At 53.0% G+C, this 21,088-nt stretch carries 20 protein-coding genes; 5 read left to right on the top strand and 15 right to left on the bottom strand.

The genetic code is table 11. From position 1 onward, the window contains the following. Positions 1 to 106: 106 nt before the first annotated feature. From CBW42_RS02555 to CBW42_RS02525, 7 genes are all read right to left on the bottom strand, one after another. A complete protein-coding gene (locus CBW42_RS02555) occupies positions 107 to 1,249 on the bottom strand; it encodes a tyramine oxidase subunit B (RefSeq protein ID WP_087017448.1) in 1,143 nt (380 codons plus the stop codon). A 27-nt stretch (positions 1,250 to 1,276) separates the two neighbouring features. Continuing rightward, a complete protein-coding gene (locus tag CBW42_RS02550) occupies positions 1,277 to 2,428 on the bottom strand; it encodes an iron-containing alcohol dehydrogenase family protein (protein ID WP_087017446.1) in 1,152 nt (383 codons plus the stop codon). A gap of 7 nt (positions 2,429 to 2,435) precedes the next feature. Continuing rightward, positions 2,436 to 3,878 carry an APC family permease gene (locus CBW42_RS02545; protein WP_205703600.1) on the bottom strand — a complete coding sequence of 481 codons (1,443 nt, stop codon included), beginning with the start codon at positions 3,876 to 3,878 and terminating at the stop codon, positions 2,436 to 2,438. 136 nt (positions 3,879 to 4,014) lie between these two features. Further along, on the bottom strand, positions 4,015 to 5,166 hold the full coding sequence (locus tag CBW42_RS02540; protein ID WP_087017441.1) for an NAD(P)/FAD-dependent oxidoreductase: 1,152 nt from the start codon (positions 5,164 to 5,166) through the stop codon (positions 4,015 to 4,017). Beyond that, positions 5,163 to 5,495, bottom strand: a complete 333-nt coding sequence (locus CBW42_RS02535) for a (2Fe-2S)-binding protein (protein ID WP_087017439.1) — start codon at positions 5,493 to 5,495, stop codon at positions 5,163 to 5,165. The genes CBW42_RS02540 and CBW42_RS02535 overlap by 4 nt, the downstream gene beginning before the upstream one ends. Before the next feature lie 15 nt (positions 5,496 to 5,510). Next, entirely contained in the window at positions 5,511 to 7,079 is a 1,569-nt protein-coding gene (locus tag CBW42_RS02530) for an FAD-dependent oxidoreductase (protein ID WP_087017437.1), read from the bottom strand. Between the two features lie 12 nt (positions 7,080 to 7,091). Then, complete coding sequence (locus CBW42_RS02525) at positions 7,092 to 7,406, bottom strand: (2Fe-2S)-binding protein (RefSeq protein WP_087017435.1); 315 nt, start codon at positions 7,404 to 7,406, stop codon at positions 7,092 to 7,094. Positions 7,407 to 7,903: 497 nt separating this feature from the next. Here CBW42_RS02525 and CBW42_RS02520 point away from each other — a divergent pair, with 497 nt between their 5' ends. The 3 genes from CBW42_RS02520 (at position 7,904) to hemB (ending at position 11,438) form a co-directional block, all read left to right on the top strand. Then, complete coding sequence (locus CBW42_RS02520; protein ID WP_087017433.1) at positions 7,904 to 9,274, top strand: hypothetical protein; 1,371 nt, start codon at positions 7,904 to 7,906, stop codon at positions 9,272 to 9,274. Between the two features lie 240 nt (positions 9,275 to 9,514). Further along, the gene (locus tag CBW42_RS02515; protein ID WP_165761020.1) at positions 9,515 to 10,393 is read left to right on the top strand and encodes a DMT family transporter; all 879 of its coding nucleotides are present in this window, start codon (positions 9,515 to 9,517) and stop codon (positions 10,391 to 10,393) included. 61 nt (positions 10,394 to 10,454) lie between these two features. Then, positions 10,455 to 11,438 carry a porphobilinogen synthase gene (hemB, locus tag CBW42_RS02510; RefSeq protein WP_087017429.1) on the top strand — a complete coding sequence of 328 codons (984 nt, stop codon included), beginning with the start codon at positions 10,455 to 10,457 and terminating at the stop codon, positions 11,436 to 11,438. Between the two features lie 236 nt (positions 11,439 to 11,674). Here hemB and CBW42_RS02505 read toward each other — a convergent pair whose 3' ends face one another. Genes CBW42_RS02505 through CBW42_RS02495 form a run of 3 tightly spaced genes read right to left on the bottom strand, consistent with a single transcriptional unit; the run spans position 11,675 to position 13,235 of the window. Beyond that, entirely contained in the window at positions 11,675 to 11,854 is a 180-nt protein-coding gene (locus tag CBW42_RS02505) for a hypothetical protein (protein ID WP_087017427.1), read from the bottom strand. Between the two features lie 30 nt (positions 11,855 to 11,884). After that, the gene (locus CBW42_RS02500; RefSeq protein WP_087017425.1) at positions 11,885 to 12,352 is read right to left on the bottom strand and encodes an LURP-one-related/scramblase family protein; all 468 of its coding nucleotides are present in this window, start codon (positions 12,350 to 12,352) and stop codon (positions 11,885 to 11,887) included. A gap of 31 nt (positions 12,353 to 12,383) precedes the next feature. Further along, complete coding sequence (locus CBW42_RS02495; protein ID WP_087017787.1) at positions 12,384 to 13,235, bottom strand: LD-carboxypeptidase; 852 nt, start codon at positions 13,233 to 13,235, stop codon at positions 12,384 to 12,386. 157 nt (positions 13,236 to 13,392) lie between these two features. Here CBW42_RS02495 and CBW42_RS02490 point away from each other — a divergent pair, with 157 nt between their 5' ends. Continuing rightward, on the top strand, positions 13,393 to 14,235 hold the full coding sequence (locus CBW42_RS02490; RefSeq protein WP_087017423.1) for a helix-turn-helix transcriptional regulator: 843 nt from the start codon (positions 13,393 to 13,395) through the stop codon (positions 14,233 to 14,235). A 103-nt stretch (positions 14,236 to 14,338) separates the two neighbouring features. On the opposite strand, the gene CBW42_RS02485 is transcribed toward CBW42_RS02490, so the two are convergent. Continuing rightward, on the bottom strand, positions 14,339 to 15,718 hold the full coding sequence (locus CBW42_RS02485; protein ID WP_087017421.1) for an aldehyde dehydrogenase: 1,380 nt from the start codon (positions 15,716 to 15,718) through the stop codon (positions 14,339 to 14,341). Next, positions 15,642 to 16,148, bottom strand: coding sequence for a dehydroquinate synthase/iron-containing alcohol dehydrogenase family protein (locus CBW42_RS02480; protein ID WP_087017419.1), 507 nt, complete (start codon positions 16,146 to 16,148; stop codon positions 15,642 to 15,644). The genes CBW42_RS02485 and CBW42_RS02480 overlap by 77 nt, the downstream gene beginning before the upstream one ends. A 421-nt stretch (positions 16,149 to 16,569) precedes the next feature. Between CBW42_RS02480 and CBW42_RS02475 the strand changes: the two genes are divergently transcribed. Next, positions 16,570 to 17,433 carry a helix-turn-helix transcriptional regulator gene (locus CBW42_RS02475; RefSeq protein WP_087017416.1) on the top strand — a complete coding sequence of 288 codons (864 nt, stop codon included), beginning with the start codon at positions 16,570 to 16,572 and terminating at the stop codon, positions 17,431 to 17,433. Positions 17,434 to 17,481: 48 nt separating this feature from the next. On the opposite strand, the gene CBW42_RS02470 is transcribed toward CBW42_RS02475, so the two are convergent. The 3 genes from CBW42_RS02470 to CBW42_RS02460 form a co-directional block, all read right to left on the bottom strand. Beyond that, positions 17,482 to 18,453 carry a sugar ABC transporter substrate-binding protein gene (locus tag CBW42_RS02470; RefSeq protein ID WP_205703599.1) on the bottom strand — a complete coding sequence of 324 codons (972 nt, stop codon included), beginning with the start codon at positions 18,451 to 18,453 and terminating at the stop codon, positions 17,482 to 17,484. A gap of 101 nt (positions 18,454 to 18,554) precedes the next feature. Continuing rightward, entirely contained in the window at positions 18,555 to 19,526 is a 972-nt protein-coding gene (locus CBW42_RS02465; protein WP_087017414.1) for an ABC transporter permease, read from the bottom strand. Positions 19,527 to 19,532: 6 nt separating this feature from the next. After that, positions 19,533 to 21,023 (bottom strand): sugar ABC transporter ATP-binding protein, encoded by a 1,491-nt coding sequence (locus tag CBW42_RS02460; RefSeq protein ID WP_087017412.1) that lies wholly within the window; start codon positions 21,021 to 21,023, stop codon positions 19,533 to 19,535. Positions 21,024 to 21,088: the final 65 nt, after the last annotated feature.

The following is a 21,088-nucleotide window of genomic DNA, read 5'->3' as shown; positions in this document are numbered from 1 at the left end:
ATTCCCAGTAAATTGAAAGAATTTCTTTTTCTGCACGAAAAAGACCGGAGAACTGCCCTCTCCAGGAACAATCCTCCGATCTGCGTGATCTGTTCTGTCAATCAGCTTATGCCATGTCCGGCTTGTCCCACAGGTGCAGCGGGGTACCGATGCCCATCTCAAGTGCCTTTTGATAGCAGGTATAGCCCCACGCAATGTCTTCCGTTGGCATACCGCCAACGGCATAGACGATAACCTGATCTTCCGATTCACGCCCGGTCGCATAGCCGTTCAAAATATCGCCGATATCAGTGATATCCTCGCGCTTCATCTTGCCGGAAGCAACCAGATCATAAAAGCGCATGCCAATCAGCGAGCTGACGGTCTTCTGGGTCGGATATTCGCGGCCGACGCCCCAGCCCTCGTACATCTTATAGTTGTCGGAGATCAGCTTGCACTTGGTTTTATCTGCCATGAACGCCTCATCCATCAGCATGGCAGAGGTTGCCATAACCAGACAGCCCGGCTTGAGCCATTCGCCATTGACATACGGGTTATCCTCAAAGACTGGCGCATTGGTCGTGCCGCAGCAGATAATATCGGAATCACGGCATGCCTGCTCCATGTTTTCACAGACGATGAAGTTCTTCAGCGTCGGATGCGTCTGCTTGCAGTAATTGATAAAGGCTTCGATGCCGCTCTGGCTTCTGCCCTTGATCTTGACGGTGTCAATGGTGGGCTGTGCCGTTACAAATCCGTCGATTGCTGTACGACCCATCACACCCGGACCGACAATGGTTGCAACCTTCGGGTTCTTTGCGCTCAGATGGCGCGCGCCCAGTCCCGGTACCGCACCGGTACGCATGGCACTCAGCACATTGGCGGACATATACGCAATCGGCACGCCGGTCTCCAGATCCATCAGTGTCAGCATCAGGATTGAGCGCGGCAAACCTTTGCCGCGGTTGCGCTGATCGGAGCCATAGCATTTGATGCCGCACAGATGGTACTTGCCGCCCAGATAAGCCGGCATGGCGACAACACGGCGATCCGGGCCGTCCAGCGGCATACCTTCAACATTTGAGGTCTTGGGGAACATCATCTTGATGCCGTGCTCATTGCCGTTCGGGCCACCCATCATATAGTCACCCTTACTCATCAGAGAGAACACATCCTCCATTGCGTCGATGCAGCCCGCCATGTTCTTGACACCGGCCTGAATCATATCCGGCTCGCTCAGATATAAAAAGTCAACCTTGGGAAGTTCCATTATCTTTTCCTCCAAATTTATAGATATTTATTCGCCCATTGCCTTTCGGTAGAGCTGTTCTACATCCGCCTGTGTCGATACGCGCGGATTGCAGTGAATATTGCCGGATTTCATGGCATCTGCGGCCATTGCCGGAATTTTGTCCGCCTGCACGCCGACCTCCGCCAGCGTCTTCGGAATACCGATACTCACGGCGAGATGACGCAGCTCATCTGCCAGCATCTCCGGAGAAAATTCCGCTTTCGGCACCGTGGCAATGCGACGGTAAATGTTCTCGTATTTTCCGTCGTGATCGGCAATTGCATTGTATTCAACGATGACCGGCAGCAAAATCGCGTTGGCAACGCCGTGCGGCACATTGAAAAAGCCGCCGAGCGGATGTGCCATCGCATGCACATTGCCGAGACGCGCCCATGAAAACGCAATGCCCGCAAACAGGCTGCCTGCCAGCATATCCGATGCCGCGTCCAGATTGGCACGGTCGGCGACAAACGCGCGCAGGCTGCGTCCGATCAGCTCCAGTGCCTTTTCTGCCATCGCATCAGAGAACGGCGATGCCGCACGGGAAACATATGCTTCCAGCGCATGCACCAGTGCATCCATGCCGCACGCCGCTGCGACACCCGCCGGTGTCGTCACCAGCAGCTCGGGGTCAAGAATCGCACCGCGCGGAATCAGATCATAACTGCCGACGCTGAGCTTGTAATTTCTCGCATGGTCAGTGATGACGGAAAATGCCGTGACTTCCGAGCCGGTGCCCGCCGTGGTCGGAATCGCAATCAACGGGACAATCGGGCCGGGCACCTTACCCATACCTTCGTAATCGGCGATGTTGCCGCCATACGTGACCAGCACACCCGCTGCTTTGGCGACATCCATCGGAGAACCGCCGCCCATGGCGACAATGGCATCGGCGCCAAAGTTTTGATATGCAGCTGCCGCCTTTTCCACGGTCTCAATCGACGGATTTGCCTCAACATCAGTGAACACTTCGCAGGCAATGCCTGCGGCTGCGATGCTGTCCCGGATGCGTCCGACGATCCCCATCTTGTTCAGATGCGGGCCGGAAACCAGCAGGACACGCGCCGCTTTCTGCTTTTTCAGCAGCTCCGGCAGCCTGTTCAGGCTGCCGGAACCGAATAAAATTTCCTGCGGTACAGAAAATGTAAAGTCTTTCATATGTGCATTAGTCCTTTTCCATCAGGCTCTCATCCAGCATGACATCGATGTGTCTGCCAAATTCCGCGCCGAACTTTTTCTTGCAATACGCGAAGAAGACGACACCGAGCGCAATCCACAGGCCTGCTACGATCCATTCCTGCCAAACCAGCGCAGTGCTTGCAAACGGCAGCGGAACGATGTACAGAACCGTGAAGAAGCCGGACATGATGACTGCGAGCACACCGACCAGCTTGCCGTGCTTGACACGGTACGGGCGGTTCATCTCCGGTTCCTTTTTGCGGAGAATCAGGAAGGACAGAGAAACCATCAGGTAAGCAACACAGACGCCGAGGGAGCCCGCATCAACGATCCAGACGAGCATCTTTCTGCCGAAGAATGGAGCGATTGCAGAAGCAATGCCAATGAACAGGATTGCATTGGTCGGTGCCTTGGTCTTCGGATTCAGCTTGGCAAATGCTTCCGGCAGCATCTTGGATTCTGCCATGGAGAACATAGCGCGGGAGCCGCCGATAATGAAGGAGTTCCAGGAGGTAATCATACCTGCAATGCCGCCGATGACCATGACCTTTGCCATTGCCGGAATGCCAAAAGCGAGTTCCATTGCAGAAGCCGTCGGCAGGTCAGAACCGGCCATATCGCCGACCGGCAGGATGTAGCCGACGCCGAAAACAACCAGTGCATAGAAGACAACTGCCATGATGATGGAAAGCAACATGATTTTGCCGAGCTTCTTGTACGGGATGTTGATCTCCTCCGCAACCTGCGGAATAACGTCAAAGCCGACAAAGTAGAACGGGGTCATGACAGCAATGGTCAGGATGCCGCCGAGTTTGGAGCAATCGGTGAAATCTGCACCGGCAAACGGATACGACATCAGCGTGTTACCATTGCCATTGACAGCAGAAGCTGCAACCAGCGCAATGCCCGCTGCGGCAATCAGGACAGTGAACACGGTCTGAAGGATAGCAGCTGTCTTGACGCCTCTCAGATTGATATAAGTAATAATAATCGCTGCGATAACTGCAACGGCAACCCAGGACGCATAGACATCAAAGCCCGCAATCGTGTACATATACCCCTGAAGGAAATTCGGGAAAATATAAGTGATGACCGTCGGCATGGCGCATGCCTCAAACGCTGCAACCGATGCATAGCCGAGGACAATCGCCCATGTGCAGACAAAGGATGCATTCGATCCCATCGCACGATAACTGAATACATGCTCGCCGCCGCACTGTGGCATAGCTGAGGTCAGCTCCGCATACGTCAGGCTGACAAAGAATACCATGATGCCGCCGATGATAAATGAAAAGATTGCACCGATGGTGCCCGCCGTGCTGATCCAGTCGCCGGTGCTGACAACCCATGCCCAGCCGATCATGGCACCGAAGGCAATGACCAGTACATCTGACATGCCCAGCACCTTGTTGAATTTGGATTTTTCCATAACCAATCACTTCTTTCTTACGTTGTTGTGATTTCCGCGCAGCGCGCGATTTTTTATACAATAAAACAGCACCCAAATCTTCCTGTCCGGAAAATCTGAGCGCCGTTGCTCTTCCTGTCTGAATTTTAACTGTATATTATGCCAGCCGGTCTTTCGCCACAAAACGGTCATACCGCAGTGCGTCCATGTTGACGGAAAGCTCCTGTCCGGTCGCCATCTCCGAGAGCAGCTTGCCAACTGCCGGAGCCGTTCCGAAGCCGTGTCCGGAGAAGCCGCATGCCGCAATCAGACCCGGCACCTCGTCAATCGGGCTGATGACCGGGACACCGTCCGCACACTGGTCATGCCAGCCCGCCCAGGTGCGGACAATTTTCGCATCCTTCAGCGCCGGGAAATAGCCCAAGATCGCACGGCACAGATAGGACGGATGCAGACTGGTTGTCTGCGGAACACCAATGCCGTCCGTGCGGAACTTGTTAAACGTGTCGTAGCCCGCCGTACCGCCGAAAACGAACGAACCGTGCGGTGTCTGATGACCGTAAAAGTCAGCTGCTGCCGTACCGAGCATCTGCCAGAACATCGGCGGCTGTGCCTCCGTGACCAATGTCTCGCCGTTGCGCACAACCATGGGGATATCGACGCCGACCGTATTGAGAATCGCGCGGCTCTGATAGCCCGCCGCGACCACAATGGACTCTCCCTCAAACACTGTGCCGTCGGTCAGCACAACCTGACGCGCCTTGCCGCGGATGGTTTTGATTGCCGCAACGCGGGCATCCGTGTAAAACTGTGCGCCCAGCTGACGCGCCCTGCGGAAAAAGGCCAGTGTGGTGCGCATCGGATTCGCATGTCCATCGGTCGGACACCAGCTCGCACAGGTGACCTCTTCTGACAGGTACGGATTGATCTCTCGCGCCTCATCACCGGAAATCATGCGGACATCCAGCCCCACAGCGCTCGCCTTGTCCGCAAGCTGTTGCAGCTTTGCACGATGTGCATCGTTCTTGCCGAGCCGCAGGTTGCCCTTCTGATAATATTCAACGTCGGCACCCAGTTCCTCAGACAGCGTCGGCCAAAGCTCCCGAATGCCCCACATCGCATATGGAAGCTCACGCGGGTCACGTCCAGACTGACGGACACCACCGCCGTTGCGGGAGGAACCGCCGTTGCCGATGTAATCACTGCCTTCAAGAACGATAACGCTCACGCCCTGCTTTGCCAGATAATACGCGGTTGCACAGCCGTTGACGCCACCGCCGATGACGATGACCTCTGCATTTTTCTTCATGCTTCTCCGCCTCCTTTTTCGTTGGCGAGAATTTCCATCTCGACCGGGCGCATCGGTGCGCGTGCCGTCGCAGATTCCAGCTCCATCGGCGAAACACCAAGCTCCTTTGCAATAATTCCCTTGACCAGCCGTCCGCAGGTTTGTCCCTGACAGAGACCCATGCCGGTGCGCAGATAGCGCCGCACCTCTGTTATCGTATACATGCCGTCGTGAACTGCCTGTCGGATTTCTCCCTTGGTGACCTCTTCACAGCGGCAGATAATTCTGTCATCATCCGGTTCAGGGACATATTCCCCGATATCACGGAACCGATTGCTGAGTTCATTCATTGTTCTGCCCTCCGCTTATGCCCGAAAAAATCTTGCACGGTATGCCATATCCAACGGAACCTTTATTGTCAGCAGGTTGGTATGGTCAAACGCCGGCATACTCTTGACACCGACAACCTCGGCATCACAGACCGGCTTGCCGCTGCGATCCAATGCCGTTCCTTTTTCTCCCGTTTCCGGAAGCGGAAGGAATTCATACGGCATGGTAACCGTCGCATAATCCGGCTCATAGCCTTCATCGACGAGGAAAATCGCCTGACCGGAGCACGATGCCACACACATGCCGCAGCCGATGCAGGTCGCCTCCGGGTCTACCACCGGCAGCGAGGTGATATTTTCTCCGATCTTGATGCACTTTTTCGGGCAGGCATCCTGACACGGGTTGCACGGGATGTTCTGCGTGCATTCCATAACCGGATGGATGCGTGCGGAATGTGTGACACCCGGATAGCGTTCTATTTCATCCTCCGCTACATAACCCTTTTCGAGCAGGTTCATCGAAACCGCAATTCCCTCTTCCGTTTCTTTGACCAGCTTGCCTCGGTTTTTCGGGGCAAACATGCCCTGTCGCAGGCTTTCCAGCGCGGCCTCCTGTGCCTGAACGCCGCTGTTGCGTTCTTCCTCGGACAGATATCCGAGTGTGTATGCGGCGGAAATGCCCGCGATGCGACCCTCGATCATCGCCGAGCTCGCTTCCTCTATGCCGGAAACGTCGCCCGCAACAAAAATACCGTCCATACTGGTTTCACCGTATTCATTGCACGCGGGGACGGTGCCGCCCTTGCTCTCGATCATCTTGCAGCCCGCCATTTTCGCCAGCTGCGACATCGGAGACAAACCAACTGCCAGACAGATCGTATCGACATCAAAATGCTTTTCCGTACCGGCAATCGGCTGGAATTTGCTGTCGACCTGTGCAATGGTCACGCCGGTGACGCAATCCCCGCCGTCTGCTTTGACAATCGTATGCGACAGATAAAACGGCACGCCGCAGCGCGCAACCTTTGCCGCATGCACACCATAGCCGCCGACGCGCGGTGCGGCATCGACCAACGCGACGACCTCACAACCCGCCTGCAACAGCTGAAAGCTGACAACCAGACCGACATTGCCGGTGCCGAGCATCAAAACACGCTTGCCCGGCTGGATGCCATGCAGGTTCATCATCGTCTGTGCCGCGCCTGCACCGATGACACCCGGCAGTGTCCAACCATCAAAGGTCACCATGTTCTCCGACGCGCCGGTTGCAATAATAATCGCATCCGCTTTGTAATGGCGGACACAGTCGCCCTGCTTGACTGTCACCTCTTTGTCAGTATACAGTCCCATGACGACCGAATTCAGCTCAACGCGGACGCCAAGGCGATTTGCCTCGTCCAGCAGCTCGCGTCCGATACGGAAGCCGCGTACCTTTGCCTTGTGCTCTTTCGAGCCGAAAAATTTATGAATCTGCTTGAACAGCTGTCCGCCCGGCTTTGCATTCTCGTCAAAGACCAGAACATCCATGCCGGTTTTTGCCGCCTCAATCGCCGCAGAAAGCCCCGCCGGGCCTGCGCCGATGACAATCAAATCATGTCTTTCCATCGTTTCACCCTCTCATTCCTGCGGCTTTGCACTGACACCATACTGCGTCTGTACGGTCATGCCTTCTTCGAGCGGCGTGACACAGGTGCGCACATTCGGTTTTCCGTTGACTACCATAACGCAGTCGGTACACCGTCCGATTGCACAGAACACGCCGCGCGGCCTGTCATACTTTTTGGTATGCCGGTGAACCATCACGCCTGCCGCCTTCAATGCGACTGCAATCGGTTCCCCTTCATACCCCTGCATGGGCCTGCCGTCGTAGAAAAAGGTGACGAGCCGTCCCTTCTCGGGTTCGCCGAGGATTGGATGCTGACTGATTCTCATTGTCGGAGTTCCCTCTTTTCTTTTGTCAAACCAATAAAAAAGAGCCCTGTCGAATCTCCCATCTGAAAAGGAAGACTGACAAGACTCCGTCGTCTGAATTCACTGATCTGATTTTCTTCATTCCGGTGTTTTCCACCGCTTTACAGGTGTTATTATACACAGAAAGTTTATTTCTTTCCAGTAGAGAATGCACCAAAATCGACTGTAGTTCAGACTAATTCTTTTGCCGTTTTTTACAACACAAGCCGTTCATATACCCCTTATTTTTTATATTTTTACCCAGTATCTGCAACATTTTCTCCTTCTATATGTTTTCACACCTCTTTTATCCCCTGTGTACATTCTTTCTGTCCTGTTTATACCACTTTTCGCTTCCTGTTCTACTCCCCCTGTACGGTATCGTGTTGAAAGATCCACCGATTGCATCTGGACAACCACTCGCATTTTGCCCTATAATGAAAGAAAATCCACGCCCTGCTCCAGGGGAGGTGTCCGCAATGGTTCATTCGGAGCTTTCACAAACCGAGCGGTTGTTCTGCCAGCTGGAGACTGCATTCCAGAAGCAGGTAACCGACTTTACATTTCATGAGAAGGAAGCGATGTTCTGCAGCTTCAGCCGTGCCACACATGAGAGCAATGACAGCCTGCTGTCCTGCATCACGGGAAGCATTGTCTTTCCCGGCTTTCGCCTGTGTGTGATGTTTGAGCCGCGCCATCCCCGCCTGCTCACCGGCGTATTGCAGCTTCATATTCGCTTTGGACTGCGCGCAGATGCGCGCGCGTATCCGATTTACGCCGTCCTGCCCTATCTCGACCCGGATGATTTTTCCTGCTATACGCTGTCTGCCGTCACAACGCCGGAACAGCTGGAGGCGGGTATGCAGTATCTGTTTCGCGCATTCCTGCGGCACTATGACGCGCTGAGCCGCCTGTGCGGTGATCCGGAACGGCTTGCACAGATGGACAAAGCATTTTGCGACGACGTAACCGCCTACTTTCAGGATGATGTATTTTCCCGGTGTGCCCGGCACCCGGAACAGCTCTCCGTCTTTCTCGGCTGGTACAGTGACGCACTCACGCGGCGGCTGTGCTCGAACGCATATCTCCTGTTTTTGCTGGGCAATTTCTCCGCCGCACGGCGCGCCTATCGAAATCGTTCCCGTTACAGCCGACTTCTGGCACATGAACAGCGTCTGTATGCGTTTCTTCAGAACTTGCTCGCAGAAAACCGGACATATACCAGCCTGCCGCGCGCACTCTGGTTTTTCGTGCCGGAAACCGCGGCGGAAAAACAGCGCACAGAGCGTGCCCGGTCGCGATCGCTGGCGCTCGGTGCCGCACTGACCTATGCGCTGCTGTGCGTGCTCACGCAGGGCGCTTACACAGTATTCTGCCGCGTGTTCGCACAGCATCATCTGCTCGTGCTGTTCCCCAGCCGCGCCGGGCTGTTCGTCTTTGCCCTGCTGCCTGCCCTGCTGCTCTGCATCCTGCTGCGGCATTCGTTTTACCACTGGTTCGCTGGAACGGAAGAAGCCGCACTGCTGGAATCTGACCACATGCCCGGCTCTGCCGTGCGCACCTGGGGTTCTCGTGCCGTCATTACCGCCTGCCTCGTCTTTTCGCTATTTTATGCAAACAACAACATCGTATTCGACGCCGCCGGCGTATCAGACAACCGTGCCTTCGGTATAGACGGTTCCTATACACGCTACGAACAGGTTGTTCTGCAACAGACTGACAGCCAATATCTGTTGTGCTGCGGCAGCGCGGAACCATTCGTGCTCAATCGCATGGCGGACAGTAACGAAATCCGGTCACGCATCGTGCCGATTCTAACCCGGGGCGGCAGCACAGTGCAGCTCTCATAAATTCCATATCAGGACGGACGGTTCCCGTCCTGATTTTTTTTGCAACATCCCACATACTGTTTGACTTTCATCCTTCTGCGTGCTTTAATGATGATATTATGATTATTTCTGTATTTTTTCAGTTGTATTTCCGCAGATACCACAGATTTTCTCCCTTGTTTCACGCAAAAGAAGCATATATGCAAGCAAAAAGGAGCATCCCGGAAATCTGACTGACAAGCAAGCAAAGAAGGTATGCATATGCCCCTCAAAAAGTCTTCTCATTTCGGACCGTTTATGATGCTGTGTGCAGCACTGCTGTTTTCCACCGGCGGCCTGCTGTGCAAGTTTATCCCGTGGTCGCCGCTGACCATCAACGGTGTGCGCAGCCTGTTCAGCACGTTGGTGTTCCTCATCTATTTCCGGGCGACCCATCATAAACTAAAATTCAACCGTACCGTGTTGTTCGGTGCGCTGTGCATGACCGGCGTGACCACGCTGTTTATCATCGCAAACAAAATGACCACTGCCGCCAATGCAATTATTTTACAGTATACGGCACCGGTCTGGATTATCCTGTTCATGGCGCTGCTGTTCCATGTCCGCCCGACAAAGCTGGACATTGCGACCTGTGCCATCGTCTTCGCAGGCATCCTCTGCTTCTTTCTGGACAGCCTCGGCTCAGGCAGCATGGTCGGCAACGTCATCGCTGTCCTGTCGGGCGTGTTTTACGGCGGGCTGTTCCTGCTCAATCAGTTTCCGGAGGGCGACGCCGTTTCCTCCATGGTGCTTGGACAGATTATCTCCGCCGTGCTGATGGCACCGATGATCGTGCGCGAAACCGTGTTTACGCCGTCGGTTCTGCTCGCCGTCTTTCTGCTTGGCTTCTTCCAGGTCGGCGTAGCGTATCTCTGCTTTTCCATCGGGACAAAGTACACACGCCCGGTTTCCGCATCACTGATTGCCGGAATCGAACCGATTCTCAATCCGATTCTGGTCGCTGTATTCTGGGGTGAAACCATTGCGCCGCTGTCGATGGCAGGCGCTGCTATTGTCGTCATTGCCATTCTGTCGTACAATATACTTGGTGCATCTGCCCCGTCGGCGGAGGCGCATCCCGCCTCGGATATTTCACAATAATGCTACTTTTACCGCCCCCGCGGCAAATATTTTATCATACCCTGTTTAGGAGGACACAAAAATGGATCTCACTTATCGTCCCAGACGCCTGCGTTCCAGCATGCGCCTGCGCAAAATGGTACGTGAAACGCGCATGGACAAATCGTCCCTCATCTACCCGATGTTTGTCACCGAAGGCACAAACATCAAGGAGGAAATCCCCTCCATGATGGGACAGTATCGCTACAGCGTCGACCGCATGGAAGAAAAGCTCATCGAGCTGGCAGAAGCCGGTGTCGGCGGCGTCATGCTGTTCGGCATCCCGGATCACAAGGATGAAGTCGGCAGCCAGGCCTATGCCGAGGATGGCATTGTGCAGAAGGCATTCCGCAAGGCAAAGGAAGCCTGCCCGGAGCTGTACATGATCGGCGACGTCTGCATGTGTGAATACACCTCGCATGGTCACTGCGGCGTGCTGTGCGGCCATGATGTCGACAACGACAAGACGCTGGAACTGCTCGCAAAGACCGCACTTTCCCAGGTGCAGGCAGGTGCGGATATGGTCGCACCGTCCGACATGATGGATGGCCGTGTTGAAGCAATCCGCTCGATCCTTGATGACAACGGCTTTATCAACACGCCGATTATGGCGTATTCCGCCAAGTTTGCCTCTGCGTTTTACGGCCCGTTCCGCGACGCAGCTGACTCCGCACCGTCGTTCGGCGACCGCAAAACCTACCAGATGGACTACCACAACCGCCGGGAAGCGCTCAAGGAGGTTTTGCTCGACGTGGACGAAGGCGCAGATATCATCATGATTAAGCCTGCCATGGCTTACGGCGACCTGATCCGCGAGGCAAAGGACAATACCTGCCTGCCGATTGCGGCTTACAGCGTCAGCGGCGAATACTCGATGGTCAAGACAACCGCCGCCGCAGGCTTCCTTGACGAAGCAGCAATCGTCTGTGAAATGGCGGCCTGCGCGTACCGCGCGGGCACGGACATCTACATCACCTACTTCGCCCAGGAACTGGCGAAGTACATGGATGAAGGCCGTCTGGGATAATTTCATCTAAAATCGTCAAGAGGCTCAGATTCCCTTTAGGGGGGGATCTGAGCCTCCGTTTTTTTTGACTGGCGCTATCTGAAAACCAAGAAAATGACGAAAATTTCGCAAAAGCGAGGCTGATTCAAGACAAAGACACGCAGGCATCCGTTCGGATTTCAAGTGTTTTTCACGATGAAGCAGCCCGCATTTGTAGAAATAGTCAAAGTTTTCGACTGTTCAAATACGCCCTTGTTTTACAGCAGTGTGTATTCCAGCAAAATGCGCTGCACGCGGCTGCCGTCAGAAATCCCCTCCGGCAAAAGAGCCAACGCGACCTGTGCGAGCGGCGCTTCCGGCTCGCTTTCATTTTGCAGCATTGCATAATCGCCGTCAATCGTGACGACCGTGTAATTGACCGGGTCTGCATATCCCATGGTTGCTTCCTCCTCTTTTTTTCTGTATCTTCATTCGGAACAGTTCGCTGCATCGATGGCAATAACCAGCAACAATCCCATTTTCTCATCCGCAGGGTCGGCAAAATTGAGTACATAGGTGTCTCCCCAGTGCAATGGTTCCTTCGAGATGTGGATGGCTGCGCTGCACCCGGCATACACATCATAATCCCAGCCGAGGAAATCACCCTCTACACGCCAGCCGTTACAGTCAACCTCATATTTCGGGCGCAGGAATGTGAACTTTTTCTGAATGCTGCCGCATTCCACACCATCCATTTCAATGCGGAATTCCGGCAGCAGCGTCAGAAGCTTCTGCCGGATGCAGCCGACCTCGCGGTTTTGCATGTCATACACATGAATCTGATGTCCCAGCGTTAGAAATTCCGCTTTGACAAAGTATTTCCGATTGCCGTACTCATCATAGACATCATAGGAATCCGTCCATGAAAAGACACGCTGTTTGATGAGCAGACGCATGCAGCCGCCTCCTTTTCCTGTGTTCTGCCGGTTAATCCGACAAATGCATGTATGTTCCGATGACAATTGCCGATGCATCCGCCGCATGCCCAATGTCTTCGGTCTTTGCAATCGGAAGCTGTCCGGCAAACTGCTGTACCAGCGGTTCTATCCGCTGTCCCTCGCGCTCCAACTGCGTAAATGTACCGAGCAGAATGCCGCTGATCTGTTCAAAAATGCCCATCTGCTGCATCTGGCTGAGAAAGGCAATCATCTGCGGCTGCAAGCCGCTGCGCGCCTCGAGCAACAGGAGCTTGCCGCGCAGGTCAGGAAAAAATTTCGTTCCGGCGAGCTTGAGCAGACAGCGGATGTTGCCGCCCGCTACAATACCGGACATTTCATTTCCCTGTACAAACGAATACCGGAACGAAAACAGCGTATCCGCCCGTTCCGGTGTGAAGTACCGCATCTGATACAGCACGCCCGGATTTCCGGTCTCCGCATAAACCGCATTGAGCAAAACCGTCAGGTCACTGTATCCCCACAGTTGTTTGGGCTCACCGCGACGATTTTTTGCCTTGGCTATCGCAGCAAAATCCAGATACGGCAAAATCTCATTCGCAATATCGCCACCGGACACATCAAAAATCGCATCGATTTCCGGATCGTTGTAAAAGGCCATCAGACGTTCCGCCCGCTGCACCGCGCTGCCGCTGCGCACGCCGTCCTTTGCATACAAATACGGGCTACACACGGTTTCAATCCCGCAATCCGCAAGCACGCGTTGCAGGCGCTCCAACTCCGCCGCCGCAGATGCCGGCAGCCCGTTTGAGCAGCAGACCAGGCCGGCAGTTTGGATTCCCGCAAGCGGCGCATGCTGTCCGCAACAGCTCTGACGTTCCATTTGCACCGCCTCCTTTTCCTTTCCATTATAACACAGCGATGTATAGAATTCCATTGTCCCCTCTGTTTTGCCCCGGCTTTCCTTTTTCGCCCTGCTATGGTATAATTTTATATTATACCCCTCGAAAAGCAGTACATCCCGGAAGGAGGAAGTGCATATGCTGGCAGACATCGGCGTTCTGCCCGGCTCCAGCCGTTATTACCATGAGGCGGACTCATTCACGGAAAGCTGCCTGTATTTTACCCCGCATGCAGGGGATTACCGCTGCAACCGCGAGTATGAGGTCGCACGCGACCATCTGGACGTGTGCCAGCTCATTCTGGTGGAGGAGGGACAGCTGTACGTCGAATACAACGGAGAAAGCTATGTCGCTCCCGCAGGCTCACTCGTCCTGCTCGACTGCCGCAGACCACACCGATATACCGCCGGTTCGGATGAGCTGCATATGCGCTGGTTCCACTTCGTCGGTGCGGGCAGCGAAGCATATACGAATCTTATCCTGCAAACCCGCGGCGTTGTCCTCCCTGTCGATCCGGAGGGAAAAATCCAGGCCTGTATGTCTGATATCCTGGCTGCCGCACAGCAGCAGGATATGAATGTCCACATGACATCTGTTCACATCCACACACTGCTCGCATTGCTGGTGCAGTTGCCCGGACAGCTGCACAGAAGCGACATCGAACAGGTCATCGACCGCTCTGCCGCCTATATTGAAACACATTACGGTGACGCTGACCTGTCAAATGAAAGCCTTGCACACATGTCTGCACTCAGCTCATGTTATTTTATCCGTCAGTTTAAAAATATCCGCGGCATCACGCCGCACCAGTATATCCAGGCGGTGCGGATCCGCAGTGCACGGCAAATGCTCACTACCACCTCGCGCAGCATCGAAGACATCGCGGATATCTGTGGTTTCAGCAATGCCTCGCATTTCATTATGGTATTCAAACGGATGACCGGCATCACGCCGCTCCAGTTCCGGATGATGTGGAGATAGGAACCGTCATGAGATGCACGCATCGAACGGCAGCCACGCATATATGCAGCTGCATGCAAAACAGGTATCCACTCAGTCTGTGCTGAACGGATATCTGTTTTTTTCATCGCATAAATACGCGAACCAACTTTTCGTACAGCCGTGTGTACGGCTGGTAGCGCATCGGCAGGTCAAGCCATGTTTTTTTATCCACGATGCTTTTATGGTGGGAAAATGCATCAAAGCCCGCCTTGCCGTGATACGCGCCCATGCCGCTTGCACCGACGCCGCCAAAGCCCATGTTCGTCGTCGCAAGATGAATGATTGTGTCATTGATGCAGCCGCCGCCAAACGCACAGGTTTCTGTGACATGACGTGCCGTCTTTTTGTCCTCTGTAAACAGATAGAATGCAAGTGGGTGCGGATGCGCATTGATCTCATCGAGTGCGTCCTCCAACCGGTCATAGGTCAGTACCGGCAGCACCGGACCGAAAATTTCCTCCTGCATGGCGGGATCATCCCAGTCGGCGGGACACAGGACCGTCGGCTCGACGCGCAGGGATCCGGCATCTGTCCTGCCGCCGCAGACGACCTTTTCCTGTGAAATCAGTCCGCTGATGCGGTCAAAATGCGTCCGGTTGATAATCTTTCCGTAATTGTCATTGGAAAGTGCATCCGCACCAAACTGCCGTTTGATTTCACGGCGAATGGCAGATATCAGCTCGTCCCGGATCGCAGCGTCGCAGTAGATATAATCCGGCGCAACACAGGTCTGCCCGCAGTTGAGGAATTTGCCGAACACAATGCGGCGCGCGGCGAGGTTGATTTTTGCCGTTTTATCCATCACACATGGGCTTTTTCCGCCCAATTCGAGGGCAACCGGTGTCAGATGCTCTGCTGCGCGGCGCATAACCTCCCGGCCGACCGCCTGGCTGCCTGTAAAAAAGATAAAATCAAAGTGTTCATTGAGCAGGCAGGCATTCTCCTCCCGCCCGCCGGTGACCACGGCGACATATTCGGGCGAAAAGCATTCCGTGAGGATGTCCCGCAGCACTTCGCTGGTATGGGGGGAATAGGCACTCGGCTTGACGACTGCCGTATTGCCCGCCGCAAGTGCATCAACCAGCGGGTCCAGGGTCAGCATAAACGGGTAATTCCACGGGCTCATAATCAGCGTGATGCCATACGGCGACGGCTTGACATAGCTGCGCGAGACAGATTGCGCCAGCGGTGTGCGCACACGCTGCTCGCGCGCGTACTGTCTGACATGTCTCGTCATATATGTCAGTTCGCTGTACACCATGCCGATCTCACACATATAGCTCTCCATCCGGCTCTTGCCCAGATCCGCATGCAAGGCCTGTTCAATTTCGTCCTCATGCCGCACAATGGCATCCTTCAGCTGATTCAGCGCCGCAATGCGACGGTCAACCGGCAGTGTTTTTCCGCTCGCAAAGTACGCCCGCTGTGCCGATACAATTTGCTGAATTTCTTCCGGCTTCATATGCATCCTCCATAACAGAATAATAAAATGCTTCCAGCTTCGCTGCATCCATCAGCACAGGGACAGGATACAGTGGATTTGCCTCGCGCTCCGCTGTACGGGCGAGCGCCGGGATATCCTCCGCACGGATTTCCGGTATCGTTTTCGGGATATCCAGCCTGCGCTGCATATCGCGGACAGCACACAGAAATGCCCGTGCGCCTGCCTGCGGGGTATCGGATGCAGACGCCACTCCTGCGGCAACCGCAAGCCGATGCAGCTTGCCATGGATCTTTGAGCCATATGCTTCGAGCACATACGGGAGCAGTACCGCATTGGCAAGCCCATGTGGAACATTATACCGTCCGCCGAGCGAATGCGCAACTGCGTGCACATAGCCGACATATGATTTGGAAAATGCCGCTCCCGCCAGATAGGCGGCTCGAAGCATATTGCGGTGCGCTGCTATATCATTTCCGTCTGCGCAGGCACGGAAGTGACAAAGGCTTCAAATCTCTGGTTCATGGATTCCTCCCGATCATCGAAGGTGAAAAACTGCTGCTCTTGATGGTAACACGACGATGTTGATTCATCAACATCTTATGCCATAAAAGTTTGTCTCTCAAAAAACTCTGAGCAATCGCCACTGCCGTTTTTTCAAACCGCAAAAAACAGAAAGTCTCAAAACGAATTACAATTTCTTGTTTTCTTTTGTTTTTTCATATATAATTGATTTATTATATATAAAACCATTATTTATTCATATTTTACACCTAAAAACACACCAATTTTTAAAAATATTTCGCAGGATATTGTAAGACATTGCGACTGGATCGTATTACAATAATGAACAGAGGAAGGAGAGAGGATGTATGAATTCAATCAATCCGCTGTCCTCGCATCTGCGTGACAGCCGTATCCCGCAATACTGTACCAGCCACTTTATCAACGAAGAGCACAGCAATAAGCATTCCAGACTGCCCCATATTCATGACAATTTTTTGGAGCTGTTCTATGTATACAGCGGCAAGGGACGCTATATGGTGGACAGTCAGTTTTATGATATTCAGGAAGGCGATATCATCATCTGCAATGCCGGTATCCTGCACGGTGAAAATCCGGCTGATACGCGGCATGTGCGCTCGTACAGCATCGGCATTTCCAATGTCGCCCTGCTCTGTCTGCCCGACAACTGTCTGTGCGACGAGGAAACTACTCCCGTCATCTCGTGCGGCATGCTGTCGGAACACATCGGCTCGATTTTCCGTCTGATTCACCTGCTCTCCTCTGACGAGAAAAATCTCGGAGAGACCTGCAACTGTCTGTCGCAGTCGCTGCTGCTGTTGACCTATGAAATGCTGCTCAGTCGCAGCCGCAATCTGTCAATCCGCGCGCGCACAACAGCCTCTGCCACAGCAGACCGTATCCGTCGATATCTGGATGTGTATTACCGCGAACCGCTCACACTGCCTTCCATCGCCAGCGCCCTGCACATCAGCGAATACTATCTCGCGCATGTGTTCAAGGACGAGTTCGGCGTGCCGCCCATGCAGTATGTCATGAAGCGGCGCATCGGTGAGGCTCAGGGCTTGCTGATGGATACCTCTATTCCCATCGGCGATATCGCCGACCACCTCGGCTTCAGCAGTATCTGCCACTTAAATACCATGTTCAACAAGTATGTCGGTATCCCACCCGGAAAATACCGGCAGTCGATGCGTGAAATGAAGGAATAAAACAAAAGGGCCGCAGGAAATCCTGCGGTCCTTTTTCATATGACAGAATTATTTATCTATATATTCATCCACATTGCTTTGATCGATCCAGATGCATTCGGTGTAATTGAACGGTTCAATTTCTTCGCCATTCAAGTACTTGACCATATTCTCAACACCAATTGCACCCTGTCCATATGCGTCCTGAGAAACCGTACCTGCCAGCCGTCCGGCCTTGATTGCCGCCAACGCGTCATCAACTGCATCCAGTCCAAAGCAGGGAATGTCCTTCCCGGCATCTTCACAGGCTTTCAGTGCACCCAGTGCCATGGAGTCGTTCTGTGCTACAACTGCATCGATCTGCGTGCCCGTCTGAATCCATGTCTCCATCTTGGACAGTGCTTCTTCGGTCGTCCAGTTTGCGGTATCTTCAAACGCAATCTTGACATCCGGATAATTTTTCAGCACTTCGTCATAGCCTGCCTTGCGGGACAGCTGTGCGTCGGAACCCATAGGGCCATACAGAACAACGATGTTGCCCTTTCCGCCAATTGCTTCCATGGCTTTTTCCATCTGCATTTTGCCTGCCTTGCTTTCATCTCCGCCGCAGTACGAAACCGCCATATCTTCCTGGTTTTTCATCTGCTGTACGATGGTCATAACCGGCATCTCTGCCTCATTTGCCGCCTTGACAGCCGGAACAATGGCATCTGCGGAAATCGGCTCTACAAGTACTGCGTCATAGCCCTGTGCAATACAGGTTTCAATCTGGGAGGCCTGCGTGTTCGGATCCTGCTTGCCGTCGAGAATATCCACGGTCACTCCCAGTTCCGTTCCCTTATCCTTTGCGCCGGAAGATACCGCAGTGGTAAACGCATTGGTCTGATGGCTCATCAATACAGCAATCTTATAATTTTTGTCGCCCTCCGCATTCGCTGCACTTCCTTCTGTGCTGGTTTCTCCGCTTCCGCCGCAAGCTGTCAGCGTAACGGCTGTCACTCCTGCCATCAGCATGGCAATCAGCTTTCTTTTCATTTTCATTGTTTTTCTCCTTTCAGCCTTTCAAACTGTTTTATATTCAAGGTATATCTGAAGCATCGGGAATTTTTTCATTTTCCCAATCCTCCGATATTACCCTGCATTCAGCGACTGCGCCGTTTGCTCCGGATATCCAGCAATACAGCCAAAATAATAATCGCACCCTTAATAACCGGCTGCCAGTTGGAATCAACTCTCATAATATCAAGACCATTGGCAATGACAGCAATCATGAGCGAACCAATCACAACGCCGTGCCATTTGCCGGAACCTCCCGACATGGATACACCGCCGATGACAACCGCTGCAATGGCATCCATCTCATAGCTCTGTCCGGCTGTCGGCGCACCGGTAATGGTTCGTGACGCTGTCAGCAGGCCGCAAAAGCCTGCCAGAAGCCCGGCAATTGTGTAAACCATCACCTGATTTTTCTTGACATTGATGCCGGAAACGCTGGCTGCCACCGGATTGCCTCCAATTGCATACACACGCCGTCCATATACTGTCTTTTGCAATACAAAGGCACAGATTGCAACGACAACGACAAGATAAATTGCCAGAATCGGAATGCCGAAGATTTTTATGGATGCGATTGCCTCGAAGCCGGAGGTAACACCAAATACCGGAGAGCCACCTGAAATAATCAGAGCCAGTCCGCGTACAATTGTCATCGATCCCAATGTAACAATAAAGGCCGGAATATCGCCATATGCAATTCCAACACCATTCAGTGTTCCAATCAATGCTCCGATCAGCAGTGCTGCAACAATCGGAACAATCAGTGGGAATTGTCCTCCCTCTCCGGACGCTGCCGGATGTGCCAGCATGCAGGCGATGACACCTGTGAGTCCCACAATTGAGCCAACCGAGAGATCAATTCCCCCGGAAATAATGACAAATGTCATACCCATCGCCAGAATCCCGTTGACCGCCGTCTGTTTGAGAACGCTGATTAAATTTCCGGGTTTAATAAATGCACCACCGGAAACAGCGGTCAGCAACGCAACGAGCACAACAAAAATAATAATTAGGCCAAAATTCTTTAAAATCCCTTTCGATTTCATCGTTTTTTCCATCGCAGTTCACTCTCCAAACTGTGCAGCATAGGTCATAATGCGTTCCTGTGAAAACTCCGAGCGTTCCAGCTCACCGGTCACACGCCCCTCGGCCATAACCAATATGCGGTCAGCCAGACCCATGACCTCAGGAATTTCAGAAGAAATCACAATAACAGCCTTTCCCTGCTGCACCAATTCACCAATCAACAAATAAATATCACGTTTTGCACCGACATCAATTCCGCGCGTCGGCTCGTCCAAAATGATAACATCCGGTTCAGAAAGTAACCATTTGGCAATTACAACTTTCTGCTGATTTCCGCCGGACAGATTGGCAATCTGCTGCTGTGCATTCGGCGTCCGAATGGACAGTTTATCAATATATATGTCTGCAATTTCTCTTTCTTTTTTCCGGTTAATCAGGCCGTTGCGGAACAGTCTGCCAAGATTGACAATCGTGATGTTCTCTGCAACAGTTCCAATCAGATTCAGCCCGGTAAACTTCCGATCCTCTGTAATCAACGCGATTTTATTGCGAATTGCATGCCGCGGATGATTGATCTGCACCGGCTTTCCATCCACAAAAATTTCACCGCCGGATTTTTTCCGCATACCAAAGATTGTTTCAACCAGTTCGGAACGCCCCGCACCGACCAGACCGGAGATTCCGAGAACCTCACCGCGCCGAAGCTGAAAGCTGACATTTTTGACCCGGTTTCCGTAGGACAAATTTTTAACCTCCAGAATAACCTGTCCCATGTCTGCTTCTGTCTTCGGAAAGACCTCTGTGATGTCACGGCCTACCATCATGTGAATCAGCTGATTTTCTGTCATATTGGCCGCTGCATCCGTTCCGATAAATTTTCCGTCTCGAAGCACGGTAATGGTGTCACAAATCTGAAAAATTTCGTCCATTTTATGCGAGATATAGATAATTGCGACGCCCGCCTTCTTCTGTCTGCGAATCTGTTCAAAAAGCGTTTCCACTTCCTTATCCGTAATCGCAGAAGTCGGCTCATCCATGACAATCACCTTGGAAGAAAGTGAAATGGCTTTGACAATTTCAATCAGCTGGCACTGTGCAACACTCAAATCACGCATATATGCAGTTGGGGAAATGTCTATATCGAGCTCATCCATCAGAGCCTGTGTTTCCCGGATCATCTGATTTTTGTCAACGCAAAGACCTCGCTTTTTCTCCCTTCCTACAAATATATTTTCATATACCTGCATGTCCAGAATCGGGTTCAGCTCCTGATGAATCATTGCAACGCCCTTTTCCATCGCGTCCTTCGGCCCGCGGGCATGATACGGCTTGCCATCCAAAAGCATTTCGCCTTCATCCATCGTATAAATTCCCATCAGAATTTTCATAAGCGTGGATTTGCCCGCACCATTTTCTCCCATCAGCGCATGAACCTCTCCGGGTTTGATTCGAAGTGTAACATCGTCCAGAACGCGAACACCCGGAAAGCTCTTTGCAATGTGCTTCATCTCAAGAACATATTCCGACATGAGTCATCCCTCCTATCTGAAAGCACCCGGCGGAAACCAATATTTCGCCGGGTGCCCTGTTCTTT

The organism is Butyricicoccus porcorum, from assembly GCF_002157465.1.
GTDB lineage: Bacteria > Bacillota > Clostridia > Oscillospirales > Butyricicoccaceae > Butyricicoccus_A > Butyricicoccus_A porcorum.
Note: the sequence above shows the minus strand (reverse complement) of the source record. Positions and strands in the feature narration are given on the sequence as shown.